25 protein-coding genes are annotated in these 25,002 nt (G+C 63.8%); 18 read left to right on the top strand and 7 right to left on the bottom strand.

The genetic code is table 11. The annotated features are described in order from the left end of the window. Positions 1-59 precede the first annotated feature (59 nt). From yajC to secF, 3 genes are all read left to right on the top strand, one after another. Positions 60-389: a preprotein translocase subunit YajC gene (gene yajC / locus C1H69_RS14285; protein ID WP_102654052.1), complete on the top strand. Its 330-nt coding sequence runs from the start codon at positions 60-62 to the stop codon at positions 387-389. A 185-nt stretch (positions 390-574) separates the two neighbouring features. Further along, on the top strand, positions 575-2,425 hold the full coding sequence (gene secD / locus C1H69_RS14280; protein WP_102654051.1) for a protein translocase subunit SecD: 1,851 nt from the start codon (positions 575-577) through the stop codon (positions 2,423-2,425). Between the two features lie 22 nt (positions 2,426-2,447). Continuing rightward, positions 2,448-3,380 (top strand): protein translocase subunit SecF, encoded by a 933-nt coding sequence (secF, locus tag C1H69_RS14275; protein ID WP_102654050.1) that lies wholly within the window; start codon positions 2,448-2,450, stop codon positions 3,378-3,380. A gap of 84 nt (positions 3,381-3,464) precedes the next feature. On the opposite strand, the gene mnhG is transcribed toward secF, so the two are convergent. From mnhG to C1H69_RS14240, 7 genes are all read right to left on the bottom strand, one after another. Continuing rightward, complete coding sequence (gene mnhG, locus C1H69_RS14270; RefSeq protein WP_102654049.1) at positions 3,465-3,842, bottom strand: monovalent cation/H(+) antiporter subunit G; 378 nt, start codon at positions 3,840-3,842, stop codon at positions 3,465-3,467. Then, on the bottom strand, positions 3,839-4,117 hold the full coding sequence (locus C1H69_RS14265) for a K+/H+ antiporter subunit F (protein ID WP_102654048.1): 279 nt from the start codon (positions 4,115-4,117) through the stop codon (positions 3,839-3,841). The genes mnhG and C1H69_RS14265 overlap by 4 nt, the downstream gene beginning before the upstream one ends. An 11-nt stretch (positions 4,118-4,128) precedes the next feature. Then, on the bottom strand, positions 4,129-4,623 hold the full coding sequence (locus tag C1H69_RS14260; RefSeq protein ID WP_102654047.1) for a Na+/H+ antiporter subunit E: 495 nt from the start codon (positions 4,621-4,623) through the stop codon (positions 4,129-4,131). Further along, positions 4,620-6,239 (bottom strand): monovalent cation/H+ antiporter subunit D, encoded by a 1,620-nt coding sequence (locus tag C1H69_RS14255; protein ID WP_102654046.1) that lies wholly within the window; start codon positions 6,237-6,239, stop codon positions 4,620-4,622. The genes C1H69_RS14260 and C1H69_RS14255 overlap by 4 nt, the downstream gene beginning before the upstream one ends. Further along, the gene (locus C1H69_RS14250; protein WP_102654045.1) at positions 6,236-6,580 is read right to left on the bottom strand and encodes a Na+/H+ antiporter subunit C; all 345 of its coding nucleotides are present in this window, start codon (positions 6,578-6,580) and stop codon (positions 6,236-6,238) included. The genes C1H69_RS14255 and C1H69_RS14250 overlap by 4 nt, the downstream gene beginning before the upstream one ends. Further along, entirely contained in the window at positions 6,580-9,486 is a 2,907-nt protein-coding gene (locus C1H69_RS14245) for a monovalent cation/H+ antiporter subunit A (protein WP_102654044.1), read from the bottom strand. Before C1H69_RS14245 ends, C1H69_RS14250 begins: the two co-directional genes overlap by 1 nt. A 351-nt stretch (positions 9,487-9,837) precedes the next feature. Next, positions 9,838-10,632: an inositol monophosphatase family protein gene (locus C1H69_RS14240; RefSeq protein ID WP_102654043.1), complete on the bottom strand. Its 795-nt coding sequence runs from the start codon at positions 10,630-10,632 to the stop codon at positions 9,838-9,840. A gap of 172 nt (positions 10,633-10,804) precedes the next feature. Between C1H69_RS14240 and trmJ the strand changes: the two genes are divergently transcribed. The 15 genes from trmJ (at position 10,805) to C1H69_RS14165 (ending at position 24,999) form a co-directional block, all read left to right on the top strand. Beyond that, positions 10,805-11,563: a tRNA (cytosine(32)/uridine(32)-2'-O)-methyltransferase TrmJ gene (gene trmJ, locus C1H69_RS14235; protein ID WP_102654042.1), complete on the top strand. Its 759-nt coding sequence runs from the start codon at positions 10,805-10,807 to the stop codon at positions 11,561-11,563. Between the two features lie 87 nt (positions 11,564-11,650). Further along, a complete protein-coding gene (gene cysE, locus C1H69_RS14230) occupies positions 11,651-12,550 on the top strand; it encodes a serine O-acetyltransferase (protein ID WP_102654041.1) in 900 nt (299 codons plus the stop codon). A gap of 131 nt (positions 12,551-12,681) precedes the next feature. After that, a complete protein-coding gene (locus tag C1H69_RS14225; protein WP_102654040.1) occupies positions 12,682-13,152 on the top strand; it encodes a Fe-S cluster assembly transcription factor in 471 nt (156 codons plus the stop codon). Between the two features lie 87 nt (positions 13,153-13,239). After that, positions 13,240-14,388 (top strand): aminotransferase class V-fold PLP-dependent enzyme, encoded by a 1,149-nt coding sequence (locus tag C1H69_RS14220; protein ID WP_102654039.1) that lies wholly within the window; start codon positions 13,240-13,242, stop codon positions 14,386-14,388. A 39-nt stretch (positions 14,389-14,427) separates the two neighbouring features. After that, positions 14,428-14,754: a HesB/IscA family protein gene (locus C1H69_RS14215; RefSeq protein ID WP_102654038.1), complete on the top strand. Its 327-nt coding sequence runs from the start codon at positions 14,428-14,430 to the stop codon at positions 14,752-14,754. A gap of 208 nt (positions 14,755-14,962) precedes the next feature. Beyond that, positions 14,963-15,388 carry a nucleoside-diphosphate kinase gene (ndk, locus tag C1H69_RS14210; RefSeq protein WP_102654037.1) on the top strand — a complete coding sequence of 142 codons (426 nt, stop codon included), beginning with the start codon at positions 14,963-14,965 and terminating at the stop codon, positions 15,386-15,388. A 71-nt stretch (positions 15,389-15,459) separates the two neighbouring features. Beyond that, on the top strand, positions 15,460-16,584 hold the full coding sequence (gene rlmN, locus C1H69_RS14205) for a dual-specificity RNA methyltransferase RlmN (protein WP_102654036.1): 1,125 nt from the start codon (positions 15,460-15,462) through the stop codon (positions 16,582-16,584). A 136-nt stretch (positions 16,585-16,720) separates the two neighbouring features. After that, a complete protein-coding gene (gene pilW, locus C1H69_RS14200) occupies positions 16,721-17,461 on the top strand; it encodes a type IV pilus biogenesis/stability protein PilW (protein ID WP_102654035.1) in 741 nt (246 codons plus the stop codon). A gap of 30 nt (positions 17,462-17,491) precedes the next feature. Further along, positions 17,492-18,463 carry a RodZ domain-containing protein gene (locus tag C1H69_RS14195; protein ID WP_102654034.1) on the top strand — a complete coding sequence of 324 codons (972 nt, stop codon included), beginning with the start codon at positions 17,492-17,494 and terminating at the stop codon, positions 18,461-18,463. Between the two features lie 10 nt (positions 18,464-18,473). Further along, on the top strand, positions 18,474-19,589 hold the full coding sequence (ispG, locus tag C1H69_RS14190; protein ID WP_102654033.1) for a flavodoxin-dependent (E)-4-hydroxy-3-methylbut-2-enyl-diphosphate synthase: 1,116 nt from the start codon (positions 18,474-18,476) through the stop codon (positions 19,587-19,589). Positions 19,590-19,613: 24 nt separating this feature from the next. Next, positions 19,614-20,927 carry a histidine--tRNA ligase gene (gene hisS, locus C1H69_RS14185; RefSeq protein WP_102654032.1) on the top strand — a complete coding sequence of 438 codons (1,314 nt, stop codon included), beginning with the start codon at positions 19,614-19,616 and terminating at the stop codon, positions 20,925-20,927. A 48-nt stretch (positions 20,928-20,975) separates the two neighbouring features. Further along, positions 20,976-21,635 carry a YfgM family protein gene (locus C1H69_RS14180; RefSeq protein ID WP_102654031.1) on the top strand — a complete coding sequence of 220 codons (660 nt, stop codon included), beginning with the start codon at positions 20,976-20,978 and terminating at the stop codon, positions 21,633-21,635. A gap of 8 nt (positions 21,636-21,643) precedes the next feature. Beyond that, positions 21,644-22,798: an outer membrane protein assembly factor BamB gene (gene bamB / locus C1H69_RS14175; protein ID WP_240609954.1), complete on the top strand. Its 1,155-nt coding sequence runs from the start codon at positions 21,644-21,646 to the stop codon at positions 22,796-22,798. Continuing rightward, positions 22,795-24,198: a ribosome biogenesis GTPase Der gene (gene der / locus C1H69_RS14170; RefSeq protein ID WP_102654029.1), complete on the top strand. Its 1,404-nt coding sequence runs from the start codon at positions 22,795-22,797 to the stop codon at positions 24,196-24,198. The genes bamB and der overlap by 4 nt, the downstream gene beginning before the upstream one ends. A gap of 159 nt (positions 24,199-24,357) precedes the next feature. Beyond that, on the top strand, positions 24,358-24,999 hold the full coding sequence (locus C1H69_RS14165; protein ID WP_240609953.1) for a hypothetical protein: 642 nt from the start codon (positions 24,358-24,360) through the stop codon (positions 24,997-24,999). The last annotated feature ends 3 nt before the right edge of the window (positions 25,000-25,002 follow it).

Here is a 25,002-nt window from a genome sequence, read left to right as displayed (position 1 = left end):
GCCGACCGACAACCGTTTCTCACGCGACCTTAACTTACACCTCAGGAGATACGCTTCTCATGCTGGAATTCTTCATCTCTCCGGCCATGGCCCAGAACGCCGGCGGCGCCGGTGGCGGCATGGCACAGATCATCATGCTGGTCGGCTTCGTACTGATCTTCTATTTCCTGCTGTGGCGCCCCCAGGCCAAGCGGGCCAAGCAGCATCGTGAGCTGGTCGGCGGCCTTTCCAAGGGCGACGAGATCGTGATCGGAGGTGGCCTGCTGGGACGTATCACCAAGGTGGGCGATGATTTCATCAGTCTGGAAATCGCCGAGGGTACCGAGGTCAATGTACAGAAGAGCGCCGTGGCGGCGGTGTTGCCCAAGGGCACCATCAAGTCCATCTGACGTTGACGCCTCCCGCCCTTGCCGCCTGACCCTACCGGGTCGGGTAACGGCGGGGGCCGCACACCGGCCGATGCTCCGGGCGCCTGCAGGGCTCCAGGGCATTCGGCCGTGTCGTCGTCCTGTTAGCCTCTCTTCCCACACTCTGTTTCAGCAACCAGTTTGCAGCAACCAAGGGCAGGGCTCGCATGCTCAACCGTTACCCCCTGTGGAAGTATCTGCTGATAGTCATTGTGCTGCTCGTAGGCCTGGTCTACTCGCTGCCCAACCTCTATCCGGAAGACCCGTCGGTACAGATCAGCAGCGCCAGCGGCGATGCCACCATCGACGACAGTCAGCTCGAACGTATCCAGGAGTCGCTGCTTGACGCCGGTATCGACATCAAGGCCGTGGAAAGCGATGACACACGGGTCCTGATTCGTCTGGAAGATTCCGACGACCAGTTGCGTTCCCGCGACAGGATCGCCGACATTCTTGGCGGCGACTACGTGGTCGCCCTGAACCTCGCCGAATCGACCCCGGCCTGGCTGCAGTCATTTGCCGCCTCCCCCATGACCCTGGGCCTGGACCTGCGTGGCGGTGTGCACTTCCTGCTGGAAGTGGACATGGATGCCGCCCTGACCCAGCGTCTCGAGGTCAACGCCAGCGCCGTACGTGAACAGCTGCGCAGCGAGCGTATCCGCTATCGCAGTACCGATATCGAAGACCGCACGATTTCCATCGCCTTCACCAGTGAAGAAGACCGCGACAACGCCCGCCGCCTGATCAGCCGCGAGTTCCGAGACTTCGACTATCAAAGCGCCGGTGACGGGCGCGGTGCGCGGCTGGTCATGACCATGACCGACCAGGCCGTCAGCGAACTCCAGGACTACGCCATCAACCAGAACCTCACGACCCTGCGCAACCGGGTCGACGAGTTGGGGGTGGCCGAGCCCATGGTGCAGCGCCAGGGGCCGGACCGCATCGTGGTGGAACTGCCCGGTGTGCAGGATACCGTTGCCGCCAAGCGGGTGGTCGGCGCCACCGCCAACCTGGAATTCCGCCTCGAGGCACGTCCGGACACCCCGGACATGGAAACCGAGACCTTCAGCTTCCGCAATGATGAGTCGCGCACCGCCGACCTGATGCGTGACGTGATCATTAGCGGCGACAGCGTCTCCAGTGCCAGCCGCAGCTTCGACGAGAACGGCCGCCCCCAGGTCAATATCAACCTGGACGGCACCGGCGGCACCCTGATGAACCGCGCCACGCGAACCAATATCGGTCGCAACATGGCGGTGCTGTTCATCGAGCACAAGACCCGCGAACGCACCGTGATGGAGGACGGTGAGGAAGTCACCGTTCGCGAGCCCTATACAGAACGCGGCCTGATCAGCCTGGCCACCATTCAGAGTGCACTGGGCAACAGCTTCCGCATCACCGGGCTCGACTCGCCCACCGAAGCGGCCGAGCTCGCCCTGCTGCTGCGCTCCGGCTCGCTGGCCGCACCGATCTACTTCGTGCAAGAGCGCACCATCGGCCCGAGCCTCGGCGCCGAGAACATCCAGCGCGGCGTATTGTCGGTGCAGATCGGCATGCTGCTGGTGTTGCTGTTCATGCTGGTCCGCTACAAGGTGTTCGGCATCTTCGCCAACGTGGCGCTCGCCCTGAACCTGATGATGGTGGTGGCCGGCATGTCGCTGCTCGGCGCCACCCTCACGCTGCCGGGCATCGCCGGCATCGTACTGACCATAGGCATGGCGGTCGATGCCAACGTGTTGATCTACGAGCGAATACGCGAAGAACTGCGTGGCGGGATGTCGATCCAGCAGGCGATCCATGCTGGCTACGAGCGCGCCTTCACCTCCATCGTCGATGCCAACATCACCACCCTGCTGGTGGCAATCATCCTGTTCTCGATCGGCACCGGCCCCGTCAAGGGCTTCGCCGTGACCCTGTCGCTGGGGATCATCACCTCGATGTTCACCGCCTTGATGGTGACTCGTGCACTGGTGAACCTCACCTACGGCGGCAGACCGGTCAAGAAGCTATGGATCTAAGGCATTCCAACATGAGGTGGTTATGAAAACCCTCGTCAACAAACAGTTCGACTTCATGGGCAAGCGCAGGATCGCCCTGGCGATCTCCTGCCTGCTGCTCCTGGTGTCGATCGCCTCGCTGCTGTTCCAGCAGCTCAACCTGGGGCTGGACTTCACCGGCGGCACGCTGATAGAGGTGCGCTACGCCGTGGCTCCCTCGCTGGATGCCGTGCGCCAAGCCCTGGAAGCCGCCGAGTTCCGCGACGTCTCGGTGCAGACCTTCGGTGCCTCCACCGAGGTACTGATCCGCCTGCAGCAAGCCTTCGATGCGGAAGTCGGCAACCGCGTGGTCGAACTGCTGCGCGCCGAAGGCGACGCGGTCGAGCTGGTACGCGCCGAATTCGTCGGCGCCCAGGTCGGCGAACAGCTGCGCGACCAGAGCGGGCTGGGCCTGCTGGTGGCGATGGGCATGGTGATGGTCTATGTGGCCTTCCGCTTCCAGTACAAGTTCGCCATCGGTGCCGTGCTGGCACTGTTGCACGACGTGATCATCGTGGTCGGTATCTTCTCGCTGCTCCAGCTCGAATTCGACCTCACCGTACTGGCGGCCCTGCTGGCGGTGATCGGCTACTCGCTCAACGACACGATCGTGATCTACGACCGAATCCGCGAGATGATCCGCACCTCGCGCATCGACGACATGCCGTCGATCTTCAACGAAGCGATCAACCTCACCCTGTCCCGTACGCTGGCGACGTCTGGCACCACCTTGCTGGTGCTGCTGGCGCTGCTGCTGCTGGGCGGCGACATGATCCACTACTTTTCGATCGCACTGATCATCGGGGTGGTGGTGGGTACCTTCTCCTCCATCTACGTGGCGTCCGCCCTGCTGCTCGCCGTCAAGCTGGAGCGCAAGGACCTGATTCCGCCGAAGAAGGAAACAGGGCTGGAAGAGGGCGAGGAAGAGCTGCCCTGACGTGACCCGCCCTCTCCCGGGCATGCGTCACGGGCATTGGCCCGTGACGCAGACGGAGGAAGGCGGGCCTCGAAAAAAGCCGGATCACTTCTCACGAGGAAATTGGTACACCTCATCCGATCCCGGGGAGTGATTTCTACTGGCAGCGCGAAGGTCGCGATACACGGCGGCCCGCATGATCAGCATGGCCACTACCGGCGCCGTCAACAGTACGAATGCCGTGATCAACAGCTCATGAATCACCAAGCGCGACTGCAGCGCGGTGAAGAAGATCATCGAGGCGATCAAGATACAGCCGGCACCCAGCGTAATGGTGATCGCCGGACCATGGATCCGCTGATAGAAGTTGGGCAAGCGCACCAGCCCCAAGGCTCCTATCAGCACGATGATGCTACCCAGCAGCAGCAACATGACCACCGGCAGGCCCACCCACGGCGTCACCGTATCGATGCCAAGATTCATTCGACCACCTCCCCTCGCATCAGGAATTTGGCCAGTGCTATCGTCGACACGAAGCCCGTCAACGCTATCAGCATGGCTGCCTCGAAATAGATCAAGCTGCCATAGCGCAGGCCAAGGGCCAATGACAGCAGCATCGCACACATCCACAGCGTATCCAGCGCCAGCACCCGATCCTGAGCCGCCGGCCCGAGCAGCAGCCGGATGGTGCAGAGCAACATGGCCAGGATGATGCACAGCAGCGTAAAACCGATGGCCAGGGACAAGAGTGTCGCCATGGGACCTCCCTCTAATAATCAAAAATCTCGATCAATGGCTGCTCGTAACGTGTCTTGATGGTATCAATCCACCACTGCTCGTCGTGCAGGTCGAAGACATGCAGCGCCAGGTCGTGGGTACCCGGCAGTATCTCCACCCATACGGTACCCGGCGTCGAATTGATGAGGCATGACAACAGTGCCAGCCCATGGGGGTTCTTGAGATCCAGCGGCACCCGGATGAACTGGGAATTCAGGCCTTTCGGTTTTGTGAACAGGATGATACGGCTGACGTTGAAGCAGGAGCGCACTATCTCCACCAGCGACGAGGCCAGCAGACGCGCCATCACCACCGGCTTCCTGAACGGTACGGGCGCCAGCGGCCGCAGCGGTCTGGACAGCAGGGGGACGACAACGGCAAGAAAGGTGCCAAGCAGCAGATGAGCCGGTGCCAGGCTCTGGTTCAACAGCAACCATACGGTCAGCAGCGCGATGGAAAGCGGGGGTGATGGAAACCAGCGGTTCATGGACGTTCTCCCTCGATTGCCTCTCGCAACACGACAGGCTCAAACAGCACGCGCTGGACATAAGTCTCGGGCTGGTGAAGAGACGCCGCACTGCGCTCAAGGTAATCCATGGCCGGGCCAGCTTTCACGGTCAGCATGACACAAAGCAGTAGCAACAGGCTGACCGGCATCACTTCGGCAAGCTGCAGGCGCGGCGGCGTCACGTTCTTGGCGGCCCAGAAGGTACGCACCCCGAAGCGCATCAACGAGATGATGCCCGCCAGTCCGGAAAGCACGACAAGTACCAGCAACACCCAGGTGACCATTCCACTCCCGCCTCCCGGCCCAGGGTTGAGCAGGGCATGCAGCAACCCAAACTTGGCGATGAAGCCCGATAGTGGTGGCAGCCCGGTAATGACCAGCGCACAGCCAGCGAGCGACAGCCCCAGGAAGGCCAGCGCCCCCGGGATCGCCACGCCGACGGGTTCCTCGGGCGAGTCCTCCACCGCGAAGGCCTCCATGGTCAATGCCAGCATGGCGGCACTGGGCGTTCTGATACGCTCGATCAATTCGATCAGCAGCAAGAACGCCGATACCGCCAGGGTCGAGCTGATCAGGTAGAAGAGCGCCGCTCCGATCAACGAGGGCTGACCATAGCCGACTGCCGCCAGCAACGTGCCGGAAGAAACGACCGCGGCATATCCCGCCATGCGCCCCGGCTCCTGGCTAGCCAGCAAGCCGATGGTGCCAAAGGCCAGCGTCGCCAGCCCACCCCACAGCAAGGCGCCAAAGCCGAACCCCGCCGCCGCCCCCTCGGAGAACACCAGCAGCCAGAGTCGCAGTACGACATAGACCCCAATCTTGGTCATCAATACCATCATGGCCGCGACAGGGGGCGAGGCGGCCGCGTAGGTGGTGGGCAGCCAGAAGCCCAACGGCCACATCGCGCTCTTGGTCAGAAAAGCCAGTGCCAGGATGGTCACGCCAACCTTCAGCAACACCAGCTCGTCGGCTTCCAGAGTAGAGACGCGTACCGCCAGGTCCGTCATGTTCAGCGTGCCGGCAGTGGCATAGATGAGCGCCACACCGATCAGGAAGAAAAACGACGCTATCAGATTGATCACGATGTACTGCATGCCGGCGCGAATGCGCACACCGTTGTAGCCGTGCAGCACCAGGCCGTAGGAGGCCGCCAGCATCACCTCGAAGAACACGAACAGGTTGAACAGGTCGTTGGTGAGAAAGGCCCCGTTGATGCCCATCAACAGGAACTGGAATAGCGAATGGAAGTGAACGCCGATCCGGCTCCAGCGCGTCATCGAAAAAACCAGGGATGCCAATGCCAGTGCCGACGTCAGCAGCAGCATGACCGCGCTCAAGCGGTCTATCAGCAGCACCACACCAAAAGGAGCGGCCCAGTTGGCGGAAAGGTAGACCCCGATCCCGTCGGTCCAGAACTCGCCGTCCGACAGCTGGAGCAACACCAACGACACCACCAGCAGGCTCACGGTGCTTATCAGATTGATGACGAACTTACGCTGGTGGTGTCGTTCGTTGACCAGGATCAGCAAGGCACCGCACAGCAACGGCAGCAACACTGGCGCCAACATCAGGTGCTGCACCCAGGCAAGGCTCATTTATCCGACTCCTTGCCATCGACATGATCGGTTCCCGTCAGCCCTCTGGCACCGATCATCACGACGAGAAAAAGCGCCGTGGTCGCGAAACCGATCACGATGGCAGTGAGCACCAGCGCCTGGGGCAACGGGTCGGCATACAACGCAGGATCGATCACCCCCTCACCCAGCGTCAGCGGGGGGAGATTCACCGACAGCCGCCCCATGATGAAAATGAACAGGTTGACCGCATAGGAAATGAGCAGCAGCCCGGTGATCACCTGGAAGGTTCGAGGGCGCAAGACCAGCCACACGCCCGAGCCGAACATGACGCCGATGGAGATGGAAAGGATGGCTTCCATTACCGGACCTCCCTGCCTGGCGAGCGAGGCGCCGTGCCACCGGCTGGCAGGCGGTGACTACGAACCGACTGATGGGCCAGGGCCACCAGGATCAGAATGGTCGCTCCGACCACGACGCCGAAGACTCCCAGGTCGAAGATGAAGGCACTGGGCAAGTGGATCTCTCCCAATAACGGTAAGGTGACATGTGCGGTATGGCTGGTCAGGAAGGGATAGCCAAACCACCAGGCGCCAAGCCCTGTCAGGCAGGCCGTGACAAGGCCCAGCGCGATCCAGCGATGCGGTTGCAGACGCAGGTGGGTTTCGACCCAAACCGTACCCGCCAGCATGTACTGCACGATGATCGCCACGGCGAAGGTCAGGCCGGCGACAAAGCCGCCACCGGGCAGGTTATGCCCACGGATGAAGAAATAGGCCGCGATGACGCCCATGATGGGAAACAGCAACCGCAGGTAGACGCTCGGTACCATCAGGTAGCCACTGGTTACCTGCTGGGATGGGGTCTGTCCGGCTGCCGGATCGACGCTGTTGGCCTGCTGGGCGGGTATCGGCACACTTTCAGGTGCCGGGCGGAAGCGCCGCAACAGGGCATACACCGTCAACGCCACGATCGCCAGAACGGCGATTTCTCCCAGGGTGTCGAAACTGCGGAAATCCACCAGCAGTACATTGACGACATTGCTACCGCCGCCTTCCGACATGGCACGTGTCAGAAAGAAGTCGGAAATCCCGTCGGGCGCTGCCGGGCGCATCAATACCGCATAGCTGACCAGACACATGCCGAGCCCTGCCACCACGGCGATCACCAGGTCCCGCCCGCGGCGCAGCCAAGCACTCCGAGGTGCCTGGAAATTCAGCTCACGCGGCACAATCCGGGGCGGCAGCCAGCGCAGCCCCAGCAGGATCAATACCGTGGTGACGGTCTCCACCATCAACTGCGTCAGCGCCAGGTCAGGCGCCGACAGCCACAGGAAGGTCATACTGGTGACGATGCCGGCGCCCCCGACCAGGCTCAGGGCGGCAAGCCGGTGGTATTTGGCCTGCCAGGCGGCAGCGATGGCACAGGCACAGCCAATCAGCCACAGCATGGCAAACATCGGATGAAACTCACCGATGCCAGGAAAATCCAGGTTCGACAAGGGATTGACCAACAGCATCGGCACCACCAGAAGCGCGATCATGAGCAGCAGCAACTGCGGCTGCAGGCGCCGGGTGCTCAGCAACCTCTCCAGCAATGCAGCGCTTGCGGTCAGGCGCAGCATGGTGCTTTCGTAGGCTTGCTTGCCATTGAAGCGGTACAGCAGTGGCACCCCCCGGTCGGAGTGGATCAGGTTGTAGCGTCGGCGTAGCAGCGTATAGAACGCCACACCCCCGACCAGCGCCAGAATGCTCATCAACAAGGGCAGATTGAAGCCGTGCCAGACGGCGAGGCTGTAATACGGCGTGCGCTCTCCCAGCACCGACACCACCGCGGTGTTCAGGAAAGGACCAACGCTCCAGCCCGGAGCCACGCCGACCACCAGGCAGCAGAGCACCAGAAACTCCACCGGAAAACGCATCCAGCGCGGCGGCTCGTGCGGTTGCCTGGGCAAGTCGGTCGCCAGGGGGCCGAAGAAGACATAAATGAAGCGCAGCGAATAGGCCACGCTGAAGATGCCCATCAATATCGCCGCCAGCGACATGCCCCAGTTTCTCGCCGACCCCACCGCCAGCGCCTCGGCGAAGAACATCTCCTTGGACAGGAAGCCGTTGAGCAACGGTACGCCCGCCATGGCCGCACTCGCGACGATGGCCAACGTCGCCGTATAGGGCAACACACGGTAAAGGCCGCGCAGGTGGCGCATGTCCCGCGTGCCACTCTCATGGTCGATGATCCCGGCGGCCATGAAGAGCGACGCCTTGAAAGTGGCATGGTTGAGGGTGTGAAAGATCGCCGCGACCATCGCCAGCGGCGAACCGATACCCAACAGCACGGTGATCAGCCCCAGGTGGCTGATCGTCGAGTAAGCCAGCAGTCCCTTGAGGTCGTGCTGAAAAATGGCGCAGAACGCACCGATCAACAGTGTGCAGAGGCCCGCGCCAGCAATGATCCAGGTCCACTCCGGCGTCCCCGACAAGGTGGGCCAAAGGCGCATCAACAGGAAGATACCCGCCTTGACCATGGTCGCGGAGTGCAGGAAAGCCGATACCGGCGTGGGAGCCGCCATGGCATGCGGCAGCCAGAAGTGGAACGGGAACTGCGCGCTCTTGGTCAACGCCCCGAGGGCAATCAGTACCAGCGTGGGCAGATACCAGGGGTGCTCGCGCACCGCGTCACCCGAGGCCAGCACCACATCCAGCGAATAGCTGCCGACGATATGACCGAGCATCAACACGCCGGCCAGCAGGCACAGCCCCCCAGATGCGGTGACCGTAAAGGCCATGCGCGCGCCGCGCCTGGCGTCCGCACGATGGTGCCAGTAGCCGATCAGCAGAAACGACGTCAGGCTGGTCAGTTCCCAGAAAACGACCAGTTGGATCAGATTGCCGGACAGCACGATGCCCAGCATCGAACCCATGAACGCCAACAGGAAAGAGAAGAAGCGTGGCACCGGGTCCGCCGGCGACATGTAATAGCGCGCATAGATTACCACCAGCAGGCCGATGCCCAGGATCAGCATGCAAAACAGCCAGGCCAATCCATCCATGCGCAGGATGAAGTTCAAACCATGGCTGGGCAACCAGTCGGCGTGGAAACGCACCACTCCGCCGTCACCGACCTGAGCGAACAGATAGGCCGTCACAAGCAGGCCGAACAACGTTACCCCCCCGGCCAGCCACGCCTCGCTGTTGCGGGCGTTGGCGGGCATCAGGGCGGCAATCGCACTACCGATAAACGGGACGAGAATCAGGGACAATAGCAGCATGAGGCTCTCGGGCAAGCGTTTCGAGTCAAGGTATCTTGTTATATAAGCAGCAGATTGAGGCGAGCCAGACGCTGCTGGAAAGGCCTATCCCGCTCAGGCCCCATGCCGAGGCCCCAGGTAGAATATCAGCCCAGACCGCCCCAAGGCTCGGGCGAGCCACATCGAAGCAGCCAGTCAACGTACACCATCACCGCCAGACATGAAAGTGCAACCCGCTGATTATACGCAACAACTCGGAACCACACACCAGTTGCAACGGCTTGTCCGGCACGCTCTGCATCTGGAGGATGCGACCCCCTGCCCAAGACAGCAGGGGGCACCACACTCGACCAGCCAGGAGGGGACGCCATTTCAGAAATGGGGCTTGAGCTGCTGCACCAGCGCCTTGTACAAACGCGGGCCGGCAGCCATCAACTGACCCTCGGTCTCCACGACAGGCTTGCCGTCGGGGGACCCCATCAACGCTCCGGCTTCCTTCAGCAGCAGGGTACCGACCAGGCGATCCTGTTCCTCGAGGCCCAGCACAAAGGCGGCATCGACCCGACCCGCCGCCAGTTCGGCCATGTCCAGCAGGCCGCTGCCGGTCGCCAACTGGGACTCGACCTGAGGGGCAAGCTGCTGGATCAGGGTCAGATAGGCAGGCAGATGACGGGCACGCCGATCGATGTCGGGCAGGCTCATGGCCATGCGGGAGCCGGCAAGGGTGGTGATCTTGGGTACCCGCATGCGCTTGCCATTGTGCTGGGCACCACGGCCACGGCTGGCCAGGTATTCGTCGTCACTGAAGGGGCAGATCACCACCGCGTGCTCCGGACGCCCCTTCACCAGGCAGACCAGCGACAGGGCGAACCCCTTGCCGGCCACGCCCAGGCTGGAATACCCGTGGAAAGGCTCGATCCGCCATTCGATGTCCAGCCCCTCACCCTCGCCGGAGCCATGGGGCGTGAAGCGGCCGGAAATGCCGTGCTGCGGATAACCGCGGCTGAGCTGACGAACGATCAGCGTCTCGGCATTGCGGGCGGTGTCCTCGAGCAGGCGCTCGAGGCTGTGTTCCTCGTGAGAGTTCTCGATGCGCTCACGAATGCGCAGGAACTGTTCGGCGGCGCTGCGCGTGGCGCGCAACGCAAATTGGACCATCGGATGCATGATCGGGCCTTGGAGCGTCGGTGGTGTTAAAGAACAGGCTAGTTCGAACGCGTCACGCGGGTCGAACGTGTCGGCGCGAATCCTAGCAGAGTCGGCCCGCTTGCGCCATCGTCGCGGATGAACATGGTAGACTCTGCGCCCTCTTTTCCGTGACGCGACAGGCAGGATCACCATGCTAGACCGCATCCGTATCGTACTGATCGGCACCAGCCACCCCGGCAACATCGGTGGGACGGCTCGCGCCATGCACAATATGGGACTTTCCGATCTGGCCCTGGTGGCACCTCGCTGCGAGCCGCTGACCAGCGATACCGTTTCCCGGGCATCGGGTGCCGATCATCTCGTTCGGGGTGCCCGAACGGTCGAGACCCTGGAACAGGCGGTGTCGAACTGCACCCTGGTGGTGGGCGCCAGCGCCCGCTCACGCACCCTGCCCTGGCCGATGATCACCCCCCGGGCGTTGGGCGAGCGCCTGCCCGGGGAGCTGGCCGGCGAGGATGCGCGAATCGCACTGGTCTTCGGCCGCGAGGACAGCGGCCTCTCCAATGCCGAGCTGCAGCGCTGTCATGCCCACGTGCATATCCCGGCCAATCCCGACTTCAGTTCGCTGAACCTGGCCACCGCGGTACAGGTACTGGCCTACGAGTGCCGGCTGGCCTGGCTGGCGCAGCAGGAATCCGCCCCTGGCGCCGATCCGGAGCCGCCCCAGCCGCTGGCCACCCATGAGGAGCTCGAGCACTACTTTGCCCATCTCGAGCGGACACTGGTCGCCATCGGCTTCCACGACCCGGCCCTGCCACGGCAGTTGATGGCACGGCTACGGCGCTTCACCCTGCGTGCCCGCCCCGAACGCATGGAGCTCAACATCCTGCGTGGGATACTCACCGCCACGGAGAAGCAGGCCGGCGGAGGCAATGACGCAACGCCTTGAAGCCGTCTCCCCTCACCCCCAATATGAAAGACCAGCTCGACCGTTACCGCCACGAGCACCGTCCAACAGCCACCCAAGGACCGCCGCATGTTTCAACGTCTGCGCGAAGACATCAACAGCGTATTCGCCCGCGACCCGGCGGCACGCAACTTCCTGGAAGTGCTGACCAACTATCCGGGCCTCCATGCCCTGCTGCTCCACCGGCTAGCGCACTGGCTCTGGAAGAAGAACCTCAAGTGGCTGGGTCGCACCCTGTCCACCTTCTCTCGCTGGCTGACCGGTATCGAGATCCACCCCGGGGCCACGATCGGCCGGCGCTTCTTCATCGACCACGGCATGGGCGTGGTAATCGGCGAAACCGCCAATGTCGGTGACGACGTCACCCTCTACCAGGGCGTGACCCTGGGCGGCACCAGTTGGCACAAGGGCAAGCGCCACCCGACCCTGGAGCAGGGCGTGATCGTCGGTGCCGGCGCCAAGATTCTCGGCCCCTTCACCGTGGGTGCCGGCGCCAAGGTGGGCTCCAATGCCGTGGTGACCAAGGAAGTGCCCGCCGGGGCCACGGTGGTGGGTATTCCCGGCAAGATCGTCAAGCGCGAGGAGCCCGACGAGGCCGCGACACTCGACGTGGATCCGGCGCGGCGGGAGGCGATCTGCCAGAAGTTCGGCTTCGATGCCTATGGCGTCAGCGAGGACATGCCCGACCCGGTGGCACGCTCCATCCAGGCCATGCTGGACCATATGCATGCCGTGGACGAGCGCATCGAGAGGATGTGCGGCACACTGCGCAAACTCGACGCCGGCTATCGGGACGGACGCCTGCCGGCGCTACGCGATGAAGACTTTGCTGATATGCTCTCTGACGTGGAGGAGTGCGCCCCGGCGGAGTCGGCCACCGGGACAGACCACGCCGCCGCCAAGCCCGCGGAAAACCAGCGCTCCGAAAAGAGAAGCGGCGAGCGAACTGACGACCAAGGCAATGGTTGACCGCAACACTAGGGCTTTACCATAATGTCAGCCTGATACCCGTGGCCCGCCGCACCGGCCACGCCGCACACTGAGCGCCGGTTCGACACGCGGCGCCGAGGTACGCTCCCCATGCGTTTGACGAGCCCGCCATGCGTTTGACCACGAAGGGACGCTATGCCGTCACCGCCATGCTCGACCTGGCCTTGAATACCGAGAAAGGCCCGACGTGCCTGGCCGACATTTCACGCCGCCAGGAAATTTCGCTGCCCTACCTGGAGCAGTTGTTCGCGCGTCTGCGCCGCGCGGCCCTGGTCAAGAGCGTGCGCGGCCCCGGTGGCGGCTACCTGCTGGCAATGGCACCCGATGATATCTCGATTTCCCGGGTCATCGACGCGGTAGACGAGTCCGTGGATGCCACCCGTTGCCAGGGGCTCTCGGATTGCCAGCGGGGGGACACCTGCCTGACCCATCACCTGTGGTGCGATCTTTCCGAACAGATTCGCGGCTTTCTCGATGGCATCACCCTCAGCCAGCTGGTCGAGAACAGCGATGTGCGTCGTATCGCCGAGCGTCAGCGCAGCCGAAAGGATGAAAATACCATCCTGACCTCATCGCCCTGATAGCCGATACCTGGAGCCAGGCCCCATAGCCGGGCCCGTGGCCGGATCGAGAGCCGAAGCCAGACCCCGATCACAGATGGAGAGCCCATGAGCGCCCTCGCCTATCTCGATTATGCCGCCACCACCCCGGTCGACCCACGCGTTGCCGAGGTGATGCAGCGCTATCTCACCATGGACGGCATCTTCGCCAATCCCGCCTCGCGCAGCCACATGCCCGGCTGGCAGGCGGAGCAGGCCGTGGAGAGCGCGCGCCGTCAGGTGGCGGACCTGATCGGTGCCGACCCGCGCGAGATCGTCTGGACCAGTGGCGCCACAGAAGCCGACAACCTGGCGCTGATCGGCTACATGCGTGCGAACCGCAACAAGGGCGGTCATCTGATCACCTCGATCATCGAACACAAGGCGGTGGTGGATACCGCCCATGCCCTGGAAACCGAGGGCTTCGAGGTGACCTGGCTGACGCCTGGCGCCGATGGGCGAATCACCCCCGGCCAGTTGCGTGACGCCATGCGCGCCGATACCGTTCTGGTGTCGCTGATGGCGGTCAACAACGAACTGGGCTGCATCCATGACCTGCCCGCCCTGTCCGAGGTCGCCCATGCCGGCGGCGCGCTCTTCCATGTGGATGCCGCCCAGGCGGTGGGACGGATCCCGCTCGATGTGAAACGCCTCGGCATCGACCTGATGTCACTCTCCGGCCACAAGACCTATGGTCCCAAGGGCGTCGGGGTGCTGTACGTCAAGCGTAGCCCGGATATCCGCCTGGAAGCGCTGATTCACGGCGGCGGACACGAACGCGGCATGCGCTCCGGCACCCTGGCGACTCACCAGATCGCCGGCATGGGAGAGGCCTTCGCCCTGGTTGCCCAGGAGGGCGAGTCCGACCAGGCCCATGTCCTGACGCTACGGAACCGTCTGCTCGATGGCCTGTCGGACCTTGATGGCATTCACTGCAATACCGCCCTCGAAGTGGCAGTTCCCAACATTCTCAATCTGGCCTTCGAGGGTGTCGATGGAGAATCCCTGTTGATGGCGCTACGAAATATTGCGCTTTCGACCGGCTCGGCCTGCAATTCGGCGAGTGTCGAGCCATCCTATGTATTGAAGGGTATTGGCGTACCTCGCCGCCTGGCATTGGCCTCGTTGCGTTTCAGTTTCGGCCGCTTCACCACCGAGGCCGATATCGACAGCGCGCTGGATGCCCTGCACCATGCCCTCCCGGGGCTGCGTCGCTAGACGAACGCCGGCCCCGCTCACTCAAGCAGGAGAACGATCATGGCGCATCTTTCGATCACCACCACCGCCGCCGAGCAGATCCAACGGGTGCTCGAGGAGCGCGGCCAGGGGCTGGGCCTGAGGGTTTCCGTCAAGCCCAGCGGCTGCTCGGGCTATAGCTACGTGCTCGACTTCGCCGACGAGGCGGCCAACGACGACATCGCCTTCGAGGACCACGGCGTGACGGTCTTCGTCGCCCCCGACGCGCTCGAGATGCTCGACGGCAGTGAAGTCGATTACGTCTCGGAGGGACTCAACCGCTTCTTCCGTTTCAACAACCCCAACGTCAAGGATCAGTGTGGCTGCGGCGAGAGCTTCACGGTATAGCGAGGCCCGCACGACATACGATTGTTCAACGTCCACCGGGGGCGTTATACTCTGCGCCCACTGCCTTTGCGCCGACGCGTCGCGCTGATCCAGCGAACGACGCTGAACGTACCTTTTATATTCGTAGCGCCGCGTTGCGCCGGCTCCTTCCGAGAACCGGCGCTGCGTGGCGCTATCCCCATAAGAACTGCCAACGGAGACAGGCCCCATGGCAATTGAACGCACTCTGTCCATCATCAAGCCCGACGCCGTCGCCAAGAATGCCATCGGCGAGATCATCGCCCGCTTCGAGAAGGCCGGCCTCAAGGTCGTGGCCGCCAAGATGCTGCACCTCTCCGAGGAGAAGGCCGGTGGTTTCTACGCCGAACACAAGGAGCGTCCCTTCTTCAAGGATCTGGTCGGCTTCATGACCTCCGGCCCGGTCGTCGTGCAGGTGCTGGAAGGTGAAGATGCCATCGCCAGGAACCGTGACCTGATGGGTGCCACCAACCCCAAGGATGCCGCACCGGGCACCATCCGCGCCGACTTCGCCGAAACCATCGACGCCAATGCCGTCCACGGCTCCGACTCCCCGGCTTCCGCCGAGCGTGAAGTGGCCTATTTCTTCAGCGCCGACGAACTCTGCCCGCGCTGAGGCCCGGCTCGCCACTTGCCTCGCGGGGGCCTCGACGCCCCCGCCCCTGCCCCTCCGATGTGCCTGATACCATGACCGACACCATCGCCCAACGCACCAACCTGCTCGGCATGACCCGCGAGGAGCTGGAAGCCTTCTTCCTCTCCATCGGCGAGAAGAAATTCCGTGCCGCCCAGATGATGAAATGGATTCACCACGAAGGTTGTGACGACTTCGCGGCCATGACAAATCTCTCCAAGGCACTGCGCACACGGCTGGCCGAGGTGGCGGAAATTCGCGGGCCCGGCGTGGTCTACGAAGGCACGTCCAGTGACGGCACTCGCAAGTGGGTGCTGGAAGTGGAGGACGGCAGCTACGTGGAAACCGTGCTGATACCCGCCGAGAGCGGCAAGCGTCGCACCCTGTGCGTCTCATCGCAGGTGGGCTGCTCGCTGGACTGCAGCTTCTGCTCCACCGGTAAGCAGGGTTTTCAGCGCAACCTTTCCAGCGCCGAGATCATCGGCCAGGTATGGGTGGCAAGCAACAGCTTCGGTCCGCGCCGGGATACCGCCAATCGTCCGGTCACCAACGTGGTGATGATGGGCATGGGCGAGCCGCTGCTGAATTATGACAACGTCGTGCCAGCCATGAAGCTGATGCTGGACGATAACGGCTATGGATTGTCGAAGCGCCGAGTCACGCTCTCCACGTCGGGCGTGGTCCCGATGCTCGACAGGCTCGGCGACGAGCTCGACGTGAGCCTGGCGATTTCACTGCATGCCGCCACCGACGAGCTGCGCACCAAGCTGGTGCCACTGAATCGCAAGTACAACATCCGCGCCCTGCTGGACGCCTGCCAGCGCTATCTCGCCAAGTGCGACGATACGCGGATGGTCACGATCGAATACACTCTGATCAAGGACGTCAATGATCAACAGGAGCACGCCGAGCAACTCGCTGAATTGCTGCGAGAGCTGCCCTGCAAGATCAACCTGATTCCGTTCAACCCGTTCCCCCACTCGGGCTACGAGAAGCCGTCGCGCAACCAGACGATGCGCTTCCAGCAGTGGTTGTACGAGCTGGGCTACACGGCGCCGATCCGCAGCACGCGGGGCGACGATATCGACGCTGCCTGCGGTCAGCTGGTGGGCCGGGTGAAGGATCGAACCAAACGGCATGAGCGCTATATCCGCTCGATACAGATCGATGCCGACTGAAGCGGGCACCCGTCTTGACTTCAACACGTCACGGCGCTTTGATGGACAGGCTTTTTTTACCGGCCACGTCGCGTGACAGTTGCCGGATGACGAGTCGGGAAACACTGCCGATCGGGCCCCTTTTCAAGAGAATGCCATGACGCGCTGCCGCCGCCTGCCACTCCGATTCAAGCCACTTCCGCTGGTGGCGATGCTGGCGGGATCGGTGTGGCTCACTGGTTGCGCCACTCAGCCCGAGCCGGATGACGGCAGCCCTCCGGAACCGGCCGAGGCCTACACCCGGCTAGGAATGGCCTATCTGGAACGGGACAACCTGCCGCGGGCCATGGCGGCCCTGAACCGCGCCCTGGAGATGGCGCCCCGTGACCCCGAGGCCCTGCAGGCCATGGCCATCGTCTATCAACGCCAGGGGGAGCACGAACTGGCCGACGACACCTTTCGACAGGCCCTGAACACGAACCCTGGCTTTACCCGAGCACGCAACAACTATGCAGCGTTTCTCTATGATCGTGGCCGCATACGCGAGGCCTGCGAGCAGCTCGAGCTGGCCTCCCGGGATATCCAATACGCGAGCCGTGCCCAGTTGTTCACCAACCTGGGCCGATGCCGCTGGGAACTGGGCGATATGGCATCGGCGCGTCAAAGTCTCGCGCGCGCCCGGAGCCTCGACCCGCGCAATCCGAGCAGCTATTTCACTCTGGCTGAGCTGGAGCTGTCACAGGGCAACCCCGATCAGGCCCAGCAGCAGCTCGAGGTCTTTATACGCCTGGCCGGCATGACTCTGGACGCCCAAGAGCTGGCTCAGGACATTGCCGTTGCCCGCGGCGAGAACTCAGCCGTCATTTCTGACTCGGACATCATGCGTGATGCCCCTTGATCAACAATTATTGACGAAGGATGCTCAGCCATGAGCGACACCCACAACACCGATGTCGTCGACTTCGGGCCTCAGGAGTCTCCAGGGGAGCTGCTGCGCCGCGAGCGTGAATCACAGGGCCTGGCCCGGGAAGAAGTGGCCACGGCGCTCAACCTGCGGCCTGCCGTCGTGGTTGGGCTGGAAGAAGACAATTACGAACAGGTGCCGATTGCGGCCTATCGCCGCGGCTACCTGCGTGCCTATGCCCGCCTGCTGGGCATGGAAGACCGCCCCGTGCTGGAAGCCTATGCCAGCCGCTTCGGTAGCCAGGAAGTGGAGCAGCGGGTCACACCGGTACATGTCACCCGCCCCCCTTCACGCATCGGTGCCTGGCTGTTCAAGCTCGTCACCCTGCTGGTGATTGCGGGCCTGATCGGCCTGACCCTGCTGTGGTGGCAAAGCCGCGACGGCAACGAGCCGCTCAACGTGGATGACAGCAGCCCCGTCTCGGTAGACACGCTGGACGGCACCACGACCATCGTGGAGGAAGAACCCCGACCCCAGGTCGACGAGGGCTTGCCGCCCCTGCCCGAAGAGGGCATCGACCCGATCGGCACCGAAGCGCCGGCGGCCCCGTCCCTGTCCGTCACGGTCGATGCCACCGCCGCCGAACAGGTTGTCGCCGCGATCGGCGAGAGCACGACCGAGACACCGACCGAAACCACCGACATCGTGGTCGAAGAGGAGCCCGAGCCGGCCGAGGCCGTTTCCGCTGCCGACGTGCGCATGATGGAGCTGACCTTCAACGAGCAGTCCTGGACCGAGATCTTCGACGCCAACAACCAGCGTGTCTTCGTCGGACTCCAGGAACCCGGTACCACGGCAAGCGTCGAAGGTGATCCGCCCTTCCGCCTGACCGTGGGCAACGCCACCGGCGTCGAGCTGATCTGGCGCGGCGAGAGCGTCGACCTCGGCGCCCGTGCCGGCGCCAACAACGTCGCCCGCTTCACTCTGGGAGAATGATTTCGTCATCATGCATGCCCAATCCCCCATCATTCGGCGCAAGTCACGCCAGATCCACGTTGGCCAGGTACCGGTAGGGGGCGATGCCCCCATTGCCGTACAGAGCATGACCAACACCGATACCCTGGACGTGGCCGCCACCGTGGCCCAGATTCGCCAGCTGGAAACCGCCGGGGCCGATATCGTACGCGTCTCCGTGCCCGACATGGACGCCGCCGAAGCCTTCGGCAAGATCAAGCGCGAAGTGGGCGTGCCGCTCGTCGCCGACATCCACTTCGATTACAAGATCGCCCTGCGCGTCGCCGAGCTCGGCGTCGACTGCCTGCGCATCAATCCCGGCAACATCGGACGCGAGGACCGGGTCCGAGCCGTGGTCAGCGCCGCCCGTGACAACGGCATCCCGATCCGCATCGGCGTCAACGCCGGCTCGCTGGAGAAGGACCTGCAGAAGAAATATGGCGAGCCCACCCCGCAAGCCCTGGTGGAATCGGCCATGCGCCATATCGACCATCTGGATCGCCTCGACTTCCAGGCGTACAAGGTCAGCGTCAAGGCCAGCGACGTCTTCATGGCCGTGGCGGCCTATCGTCAACTGGCCACGCTCATCGAGCAGCCCCTGCACCTGGGCATCACCGAGGCGGGCGGGCTGCGTTCGGGCACCGTCAAGTCGTCGATCGGCCTGGGCATGCTGCTGATGGACGGCATCGGCGACACCATCCGCGTGTCGCTGGCCGCCGACCCGGTCGAGGAGATCAAGGTCGGCTTCGACATGCTCAAGAGCCTGCGCCTGCGCAGCAAGGGTATCAACTTCATCGCCTGTCCCAGCTGTTCGCGGCAGAACTTCGATGTCATCGGCACCATGAACGCCCTGGAAGAGCGCCTGGAAGACATCATGACGCCGCTGGACGTTTCCGTCATTGGCTGCGTGGTCAACGGCCCGGGCGAGGCGAAGGAGGTCGATATCGGCCTGACCGGCGGCAGCCCCGCCAACCTCGTCTACATCGACGGCAAACCCGCTTCCAAGCTGCGCAACGATCATCTGGTCGACGACCTGGAGCGGCTGATCCGCGACAAGGTTCGTGAGAAGCAACAGGCCGAACAGGACGTGATCGCCCGCAGCCAGTGAGCCGGCGACGACAAGGAGCACGCATTGAGCAAGCCCGAAGCAAGCAAGAAAAGAATCCAGGCCATTCGTGGCATGAACGACCTGCTGCCGGACCAGTCACCGCTGTGGCAGTACTTCGAGGGCAAGGTGAGGGCGTTGATGCAACGCTACGGCTATGCCGAGATTCGCACGCCCATCGTCGAGCAGACCGCCCTGTTCGCCCGTTCCATCGGCGAGGTCACCGACATCGTCGAGAAGGAGATGTATACCTTCGAGGATCGCAACGGCGACAGCCTGACCCTGCGCCCCGAGAACACGGCGAGCTGCGTGCGCGCCGCCATGGAGCACGGCCTGCTGCACAACCAGACCCAGCGGCTGTGGTACCAGGGCCCGATGTTCCGCCACGAGCGCCCCCAGAAAGGCCGCTATCGGCAGTTCCATCAGGTAGGGGTGGAAGCCTTCGGCCTGGACGGCCCCGACATCGATGCCGAGGTGATCCTGCTCTCGGCGCGCCTGTGGAAGGACCTGGGCCTGCTCGACCACGTCACCCTGGAGCTCAATTCGCTGGGCTCCAACGAGGCGCGCGCCGCCTATCGTGACACTCTGGTCACCTATTTCGAGCAGCACCGCGACCAGCTCGACGAGGACTCGCTGCGCCGGCTGACCAGCAATCCGCTGCGTATCCTGGATTCCAAGAACCCCGCCATGGCCGACATGCTGGCCGATGCACCGCGGCTCATGGATCACCTCGACGATGCGTCACGGCATCACTTCGAGCGGCTCACCGCCACCCTCGAGGCGGCCGGCATCGACTACACGATCAACCCACGCCTGGTGCGTGGGCTGGATTATTACTGCCGCACCGTCTTCGAATGGACGACCACGGCATTGGGCAGCCAAGGCACCGTCTGCGCCGGCGGCCGCTATGATGGCCTGGTGGAACAGCTCGGCGGCAAGCCCACGCCTGCCGTAGGCTTCGCCATGGGTATCGAACGGCTGGTGCTGCTGCTACAGACGCTTGGGCTCATTCCCGACGGCGCCCTGCCCGAACTGGACGTCTACCTGCTGCCCATGGATGATAGCGCCACCGCCGATGCCATGTTGCTGGCCGAACAGTTGCGCACCGAGCTGCCCGGGCTAAGCCTGCAGCTTCACTGTGGGGGTGGCAGTTTCAAGAGCCGGATCAAGAAGGCCGACAGGAGTGGTGCCCAGCTGGCGCTGCTGCTAGGCGAGGATGAGCTGGCCGGGAACAGCGTCACCGTGAAATTCCTGCGCGAGGAGCGCGACCAGCAGAGCCTGGCCCGTGACGGGTTGGCCAACAGCCTGGCCCTGCGACTTGCGAATGGCCCCCTCACCTGACGCGGGCCGCACGCCGTACGAATCGAATTGCCGTAAAGGAGACCGCCCGTGGCGGAGCTGAGAAACGAAGAAGAGCAGCTGGATGCCCTCAAGCGATGGTGGAAGGAGAACGGCACCTCGCTGATCGCCGGCGTGGCCCTGGCCGCTGCCGGTGTGTTGGGCTGGAACGCCTGGCAGAACTACCAGGAGAATCAGGCCCACGCCGCCTCGCAGCGTTACCAGCAACTGCTGAACATGACCGCCGACGATGCGCTCGATGACGCCGTTGTCATTGAAGCGCGCCAGCTTGCCGGAGAGATCGCCGACAACCATGGGCGTACGCTCTATGCCGATCTGGCGCGACTGATCGACGCTCGCCTGGCCGTGCAGCAGAACGAACACGATGCGGCCCAGGCCGCCCTGCGCGCCGTGATCGATGCCAGTGGCCGCGACTACCTGCAGGGCCTGGCACGACTGCGCCTGGCCCGACTTCAGATTGCCCAGGGCGATGCCGAAGCGGCCCTGGAAATCCTGTCAAGCGGCGTTCCCGATTCGCTCGCCGCTCAGCAGGCCGATATCCGCGGTGACGCCCACCGGGTCCTGGGTCGGGATGACGAAGCCCGGGATGCCTGGCGTTCCGCCATGGAAATTGCCGAGCGACGCGATCAACCGATCTATGGCGTTCAGCTCAAGCTCGAAGACCTGGGCGTCGAAGAGGCCACACTATGAACCCTGCCATGTTACGCAAAGCGTCCTTCGCCGTTGTTGCCACGCTCACTCTCGGCATTCTGGCCGGGTGTGCCAACAAGGTCGAGCCTCGCTATACGCCCAAGGAACTCCAGCGCTTCGAGGCCTCCGCCGAGTTGAACACCGACTGGCGCCAACGTGTCGGTCAAGGCCTCGGCCGTGCCCAGTACCCCATCTCGCCGTATCTGGACAGCGGCGTGCTCTATGCCGCCGACGAACGCGGCCGGGTAATGGCGATCGATGCCGACAGCGGCAACCGCCTGTGGCAGAAGGACCTGGAGGTTGGGGTTTCCAGCGGGCTTACCGCCGTGGCGGGCCAGATCTATCTCGGCACACGCAACGGCGATGTGCTGGCACTGAGCCAGGACGATGGCGACGTGCTATGGAGCTCTCGCGTTTCCAGCGAAGTGCTGGCCGCTCCGCAACCCAATCGCGAACTGCTGGTGGTACAGAGCGTCGACGGCGTCATCACCGCACTGGACCGTCGTACCGGCCAGGAGCGCTGGGCCCATGCCGCGACCGAACCAGCCCTTACCCTGCGCGGTACCGGCACACCATCGGTGATCGATCCCGTCACCTTCGCCGGCTTTGCCAATGGCCGCCTGGTGACCCTGGACAATCGCAGCGGCCAGCCACTGTGGGAACGCCGCATCGCCGTGCCCCAGGGCCGCAGCGAGATCGACCGCCTGGTCGACCTGAGCGGCCAGCCGGTACTGACCCCGGACGGCCGTCTGTTCGTGACCAGCTACAACGGACGCCTGGTATCACTGGACGCCACCAGTGGCAACACCCTCTGGGAACGCGACCTCTCCAGCCACCAGACGCCGGTACTGGTGGGCGACCTGCTGTTCGTCGTCACCGAAGCCAGCCATGTCATGGCGCTGAACGCCCGCAGCGGCGAGGAAGTATGGCGCAACCGCGATCTCGAAGGACGTTGGCTCACCGCCCCCGCCTTTGCCGACGGCAACCTGGTGGTGGGTGACTTCGAAGGCTATCTGCATCTGATCGATACACGGCAAGGCAACTTCGTTGCCCGTACCCGGATCGACAGTTCCGGCATCAGCGTGCGGCCGATCACCGACTACCGCCGCATCTACGTGCTACCCAACAACGGCCGTCTGGAAGCCCTGGAAATCCGCCGATGACCCCTGTAATTGCCCTGGTCGGCCGCCCCAACGTGGGGAAGTCGACCCTGTTCAACCGCCTGACCCGTTCGCGGGACGCCCTGGTGGCTGACTTTCCGGGCCTGACCCGCGACCGCAAGTACGGCAACGGTCTGCTCGGCGGCAAGAGCTATACGGTGATCGATACCGGCGGCATCAGCGGTGACGAGGAAGGCATCGATGCGGCCATGGCCGAGCAGTCGCTGCAGGCGATCGACGAAGCCGACATCGTGCTGTTCATGGTCGATGCCCGAGCCGGCCTCAACGTCGCCGACGAGGCCATCGCCAATCACCTGCGGGTCAATCAGAAGAAGACCTGGCTGGTGGTCAACAAGACCGATGGGCTGGAAGAGCACGCCGCCATGGCGGACTTCTGGTCGTTGGGGCTTGGCGACCCACACCCCATCGCCGCCGCCCATGGGCGCAACGTCACCACCCTGATCGAAGCGGTTCTCGAACCCTTCCCCGAGCGCGACGAGAGCATTCCCGCCGATACCGGCACCAAGGGTATTCGCATCGGCGTGATCGGCCGACCCAACGTGGGCAAGTCGACGCTGGTCAACCGTCTGCTGGGCGAGGAACGGGTGGTGGTGTTCGATGAGGCCGGCACCACCCGGGACGCCATCGAGATTCCCTTCGAGCGTCGCGGCAAGCCCTACGTGCTGGTGGATACCGCCGGTGTCCGTCGGCGCAAGAACGTGCGCGAGATCGCCGAGAAGTTTTCCATCATCAAGACGCTGGAAGCCATCAAGGCGTGTCACGTGGCGGTGATGGTGCTGGACGCACGCAGCGGGCTGGTGGAACAGGACATGCATCTGCTCGACTACGTGCTGACCAGCGGCCGCGCCCTGGTGCTGGCGGTGAACAAGTGGGACGGCCTGGAGAGCGAGGCGAAGGAGAAGATGCGTGCCGAGATCAAGCGTCGGCTCGGCTTCGCCGACTACGCCGAGCTGCACTTCATTTCGGCGCTGCATGGCACCGCGGTGGGCGATCTCTACCCCTCCATCGAGCGGGCCTTCGCCTCGGCCAACAGCCACTGGTCGACCAACCGGCTCACCACCCTGCTGCAGGATGCGGTCAGCCAGCATCCACCGCCGCTGGTCCATGGACGCCGCATCAAGCTGCGCATGGCCCACCAGGGCGGCAGCAATCCGCCCATCATCGTGGTTCATGGCAACCAGACAGAAGCGCTTCCCGAGGCGTACAAGCGCTACCTGATCAACATTTTCCGCAAGGTGCTCAAGGTTCGCGGAACGCCGATTCGCTTCGAGTTCCGTTCCGGCGACAATCCCTTCGACCCGATGGCCGGTGCCAGTGACCGGGAAAAGGCCAAGAAGCGTGAACTGGGCCGTACCAAGGAGGCTCGCAAGAGTCGCCGTTGAATTCTTCCTCCCGCGGTAGGTGCCGCCCGGCTGTCAGGCCCGGCGGTATCGCGTCCGGCGCGTCCCGTTGCGTAAATCCGCTTGACAGCAAGGCCTGCCGAACCTGAAATACGCTCGTTTGCCAACCGCTGCTGCCCTACCCGGCAGGGAGACCCCCGCATGTTCCCGATCCGCTTACTGCCGAACCTCTCCCAGCATCGTCGGCGCTGGCGTCTGCTCGCGTCACTGTGCCTGGCCGGGCTGTTGACCGGCTGCCTGGCCATCCCCCAAACCGGCCTGTTCGCCTTCCGCCTGGCAGTGACCTCGCTGGGAGTGGAAGACGTACGCATCGGTCCCTACAGCATTCAGGCGGGCCTGGATACCAGCGACATCGCCTCGCTGGTTGCTTCCAGTCTCGGCATGGGCAGCCTGCCCATCCAGGCCACGCTGGCCATGGGGCTGTCGCTGCCAGTCGGCATGCCGGCGGTGGAGATGTCCGGTTTCCGCTGGTCCCTGGACATGCCCGGCGCCGAACCGATCAGCGGGCAGTATCGGGAAGACGTCACCCTGACCTCCTCCGCCGATGCCAAGCTGCGCCTGCCGGTGGCCTTCGACGTGCTGGCCACCGACCGTGCCCGCATGGAGCCGATGGTGGAACTGGCCACCCAGCTTGCCAGCCGTGGCGAGCTGCCTGCCGGCAGCGAACTGGTGATCACGCCTGGCGACCTGCGCGGGCTGGGTATGACGCTGCCGGCCGGGCTCTGGACGCCCACCCTGCGCTTTGCCGTGGATCAGGACGGTGAGCTGACCCCGCAGCGTTGACCG

It is taken from the genome of Billgrantia endophytica, assembly GCF_002879615.1.
In the GTDB taxonomy this organism is placed as follows: domain Bacteria; phylum Pseudomonadota; class Gammaproteobacteria; order Pseudomonadales; family Halomonadaceae; genus Halomonas; species Halomonas endophytica.
The sequence above is the reverse complement of the archived record's forward strand: the minus strand, read 5'-3'. Positions and strand labels throughout refer to the sequence as shown.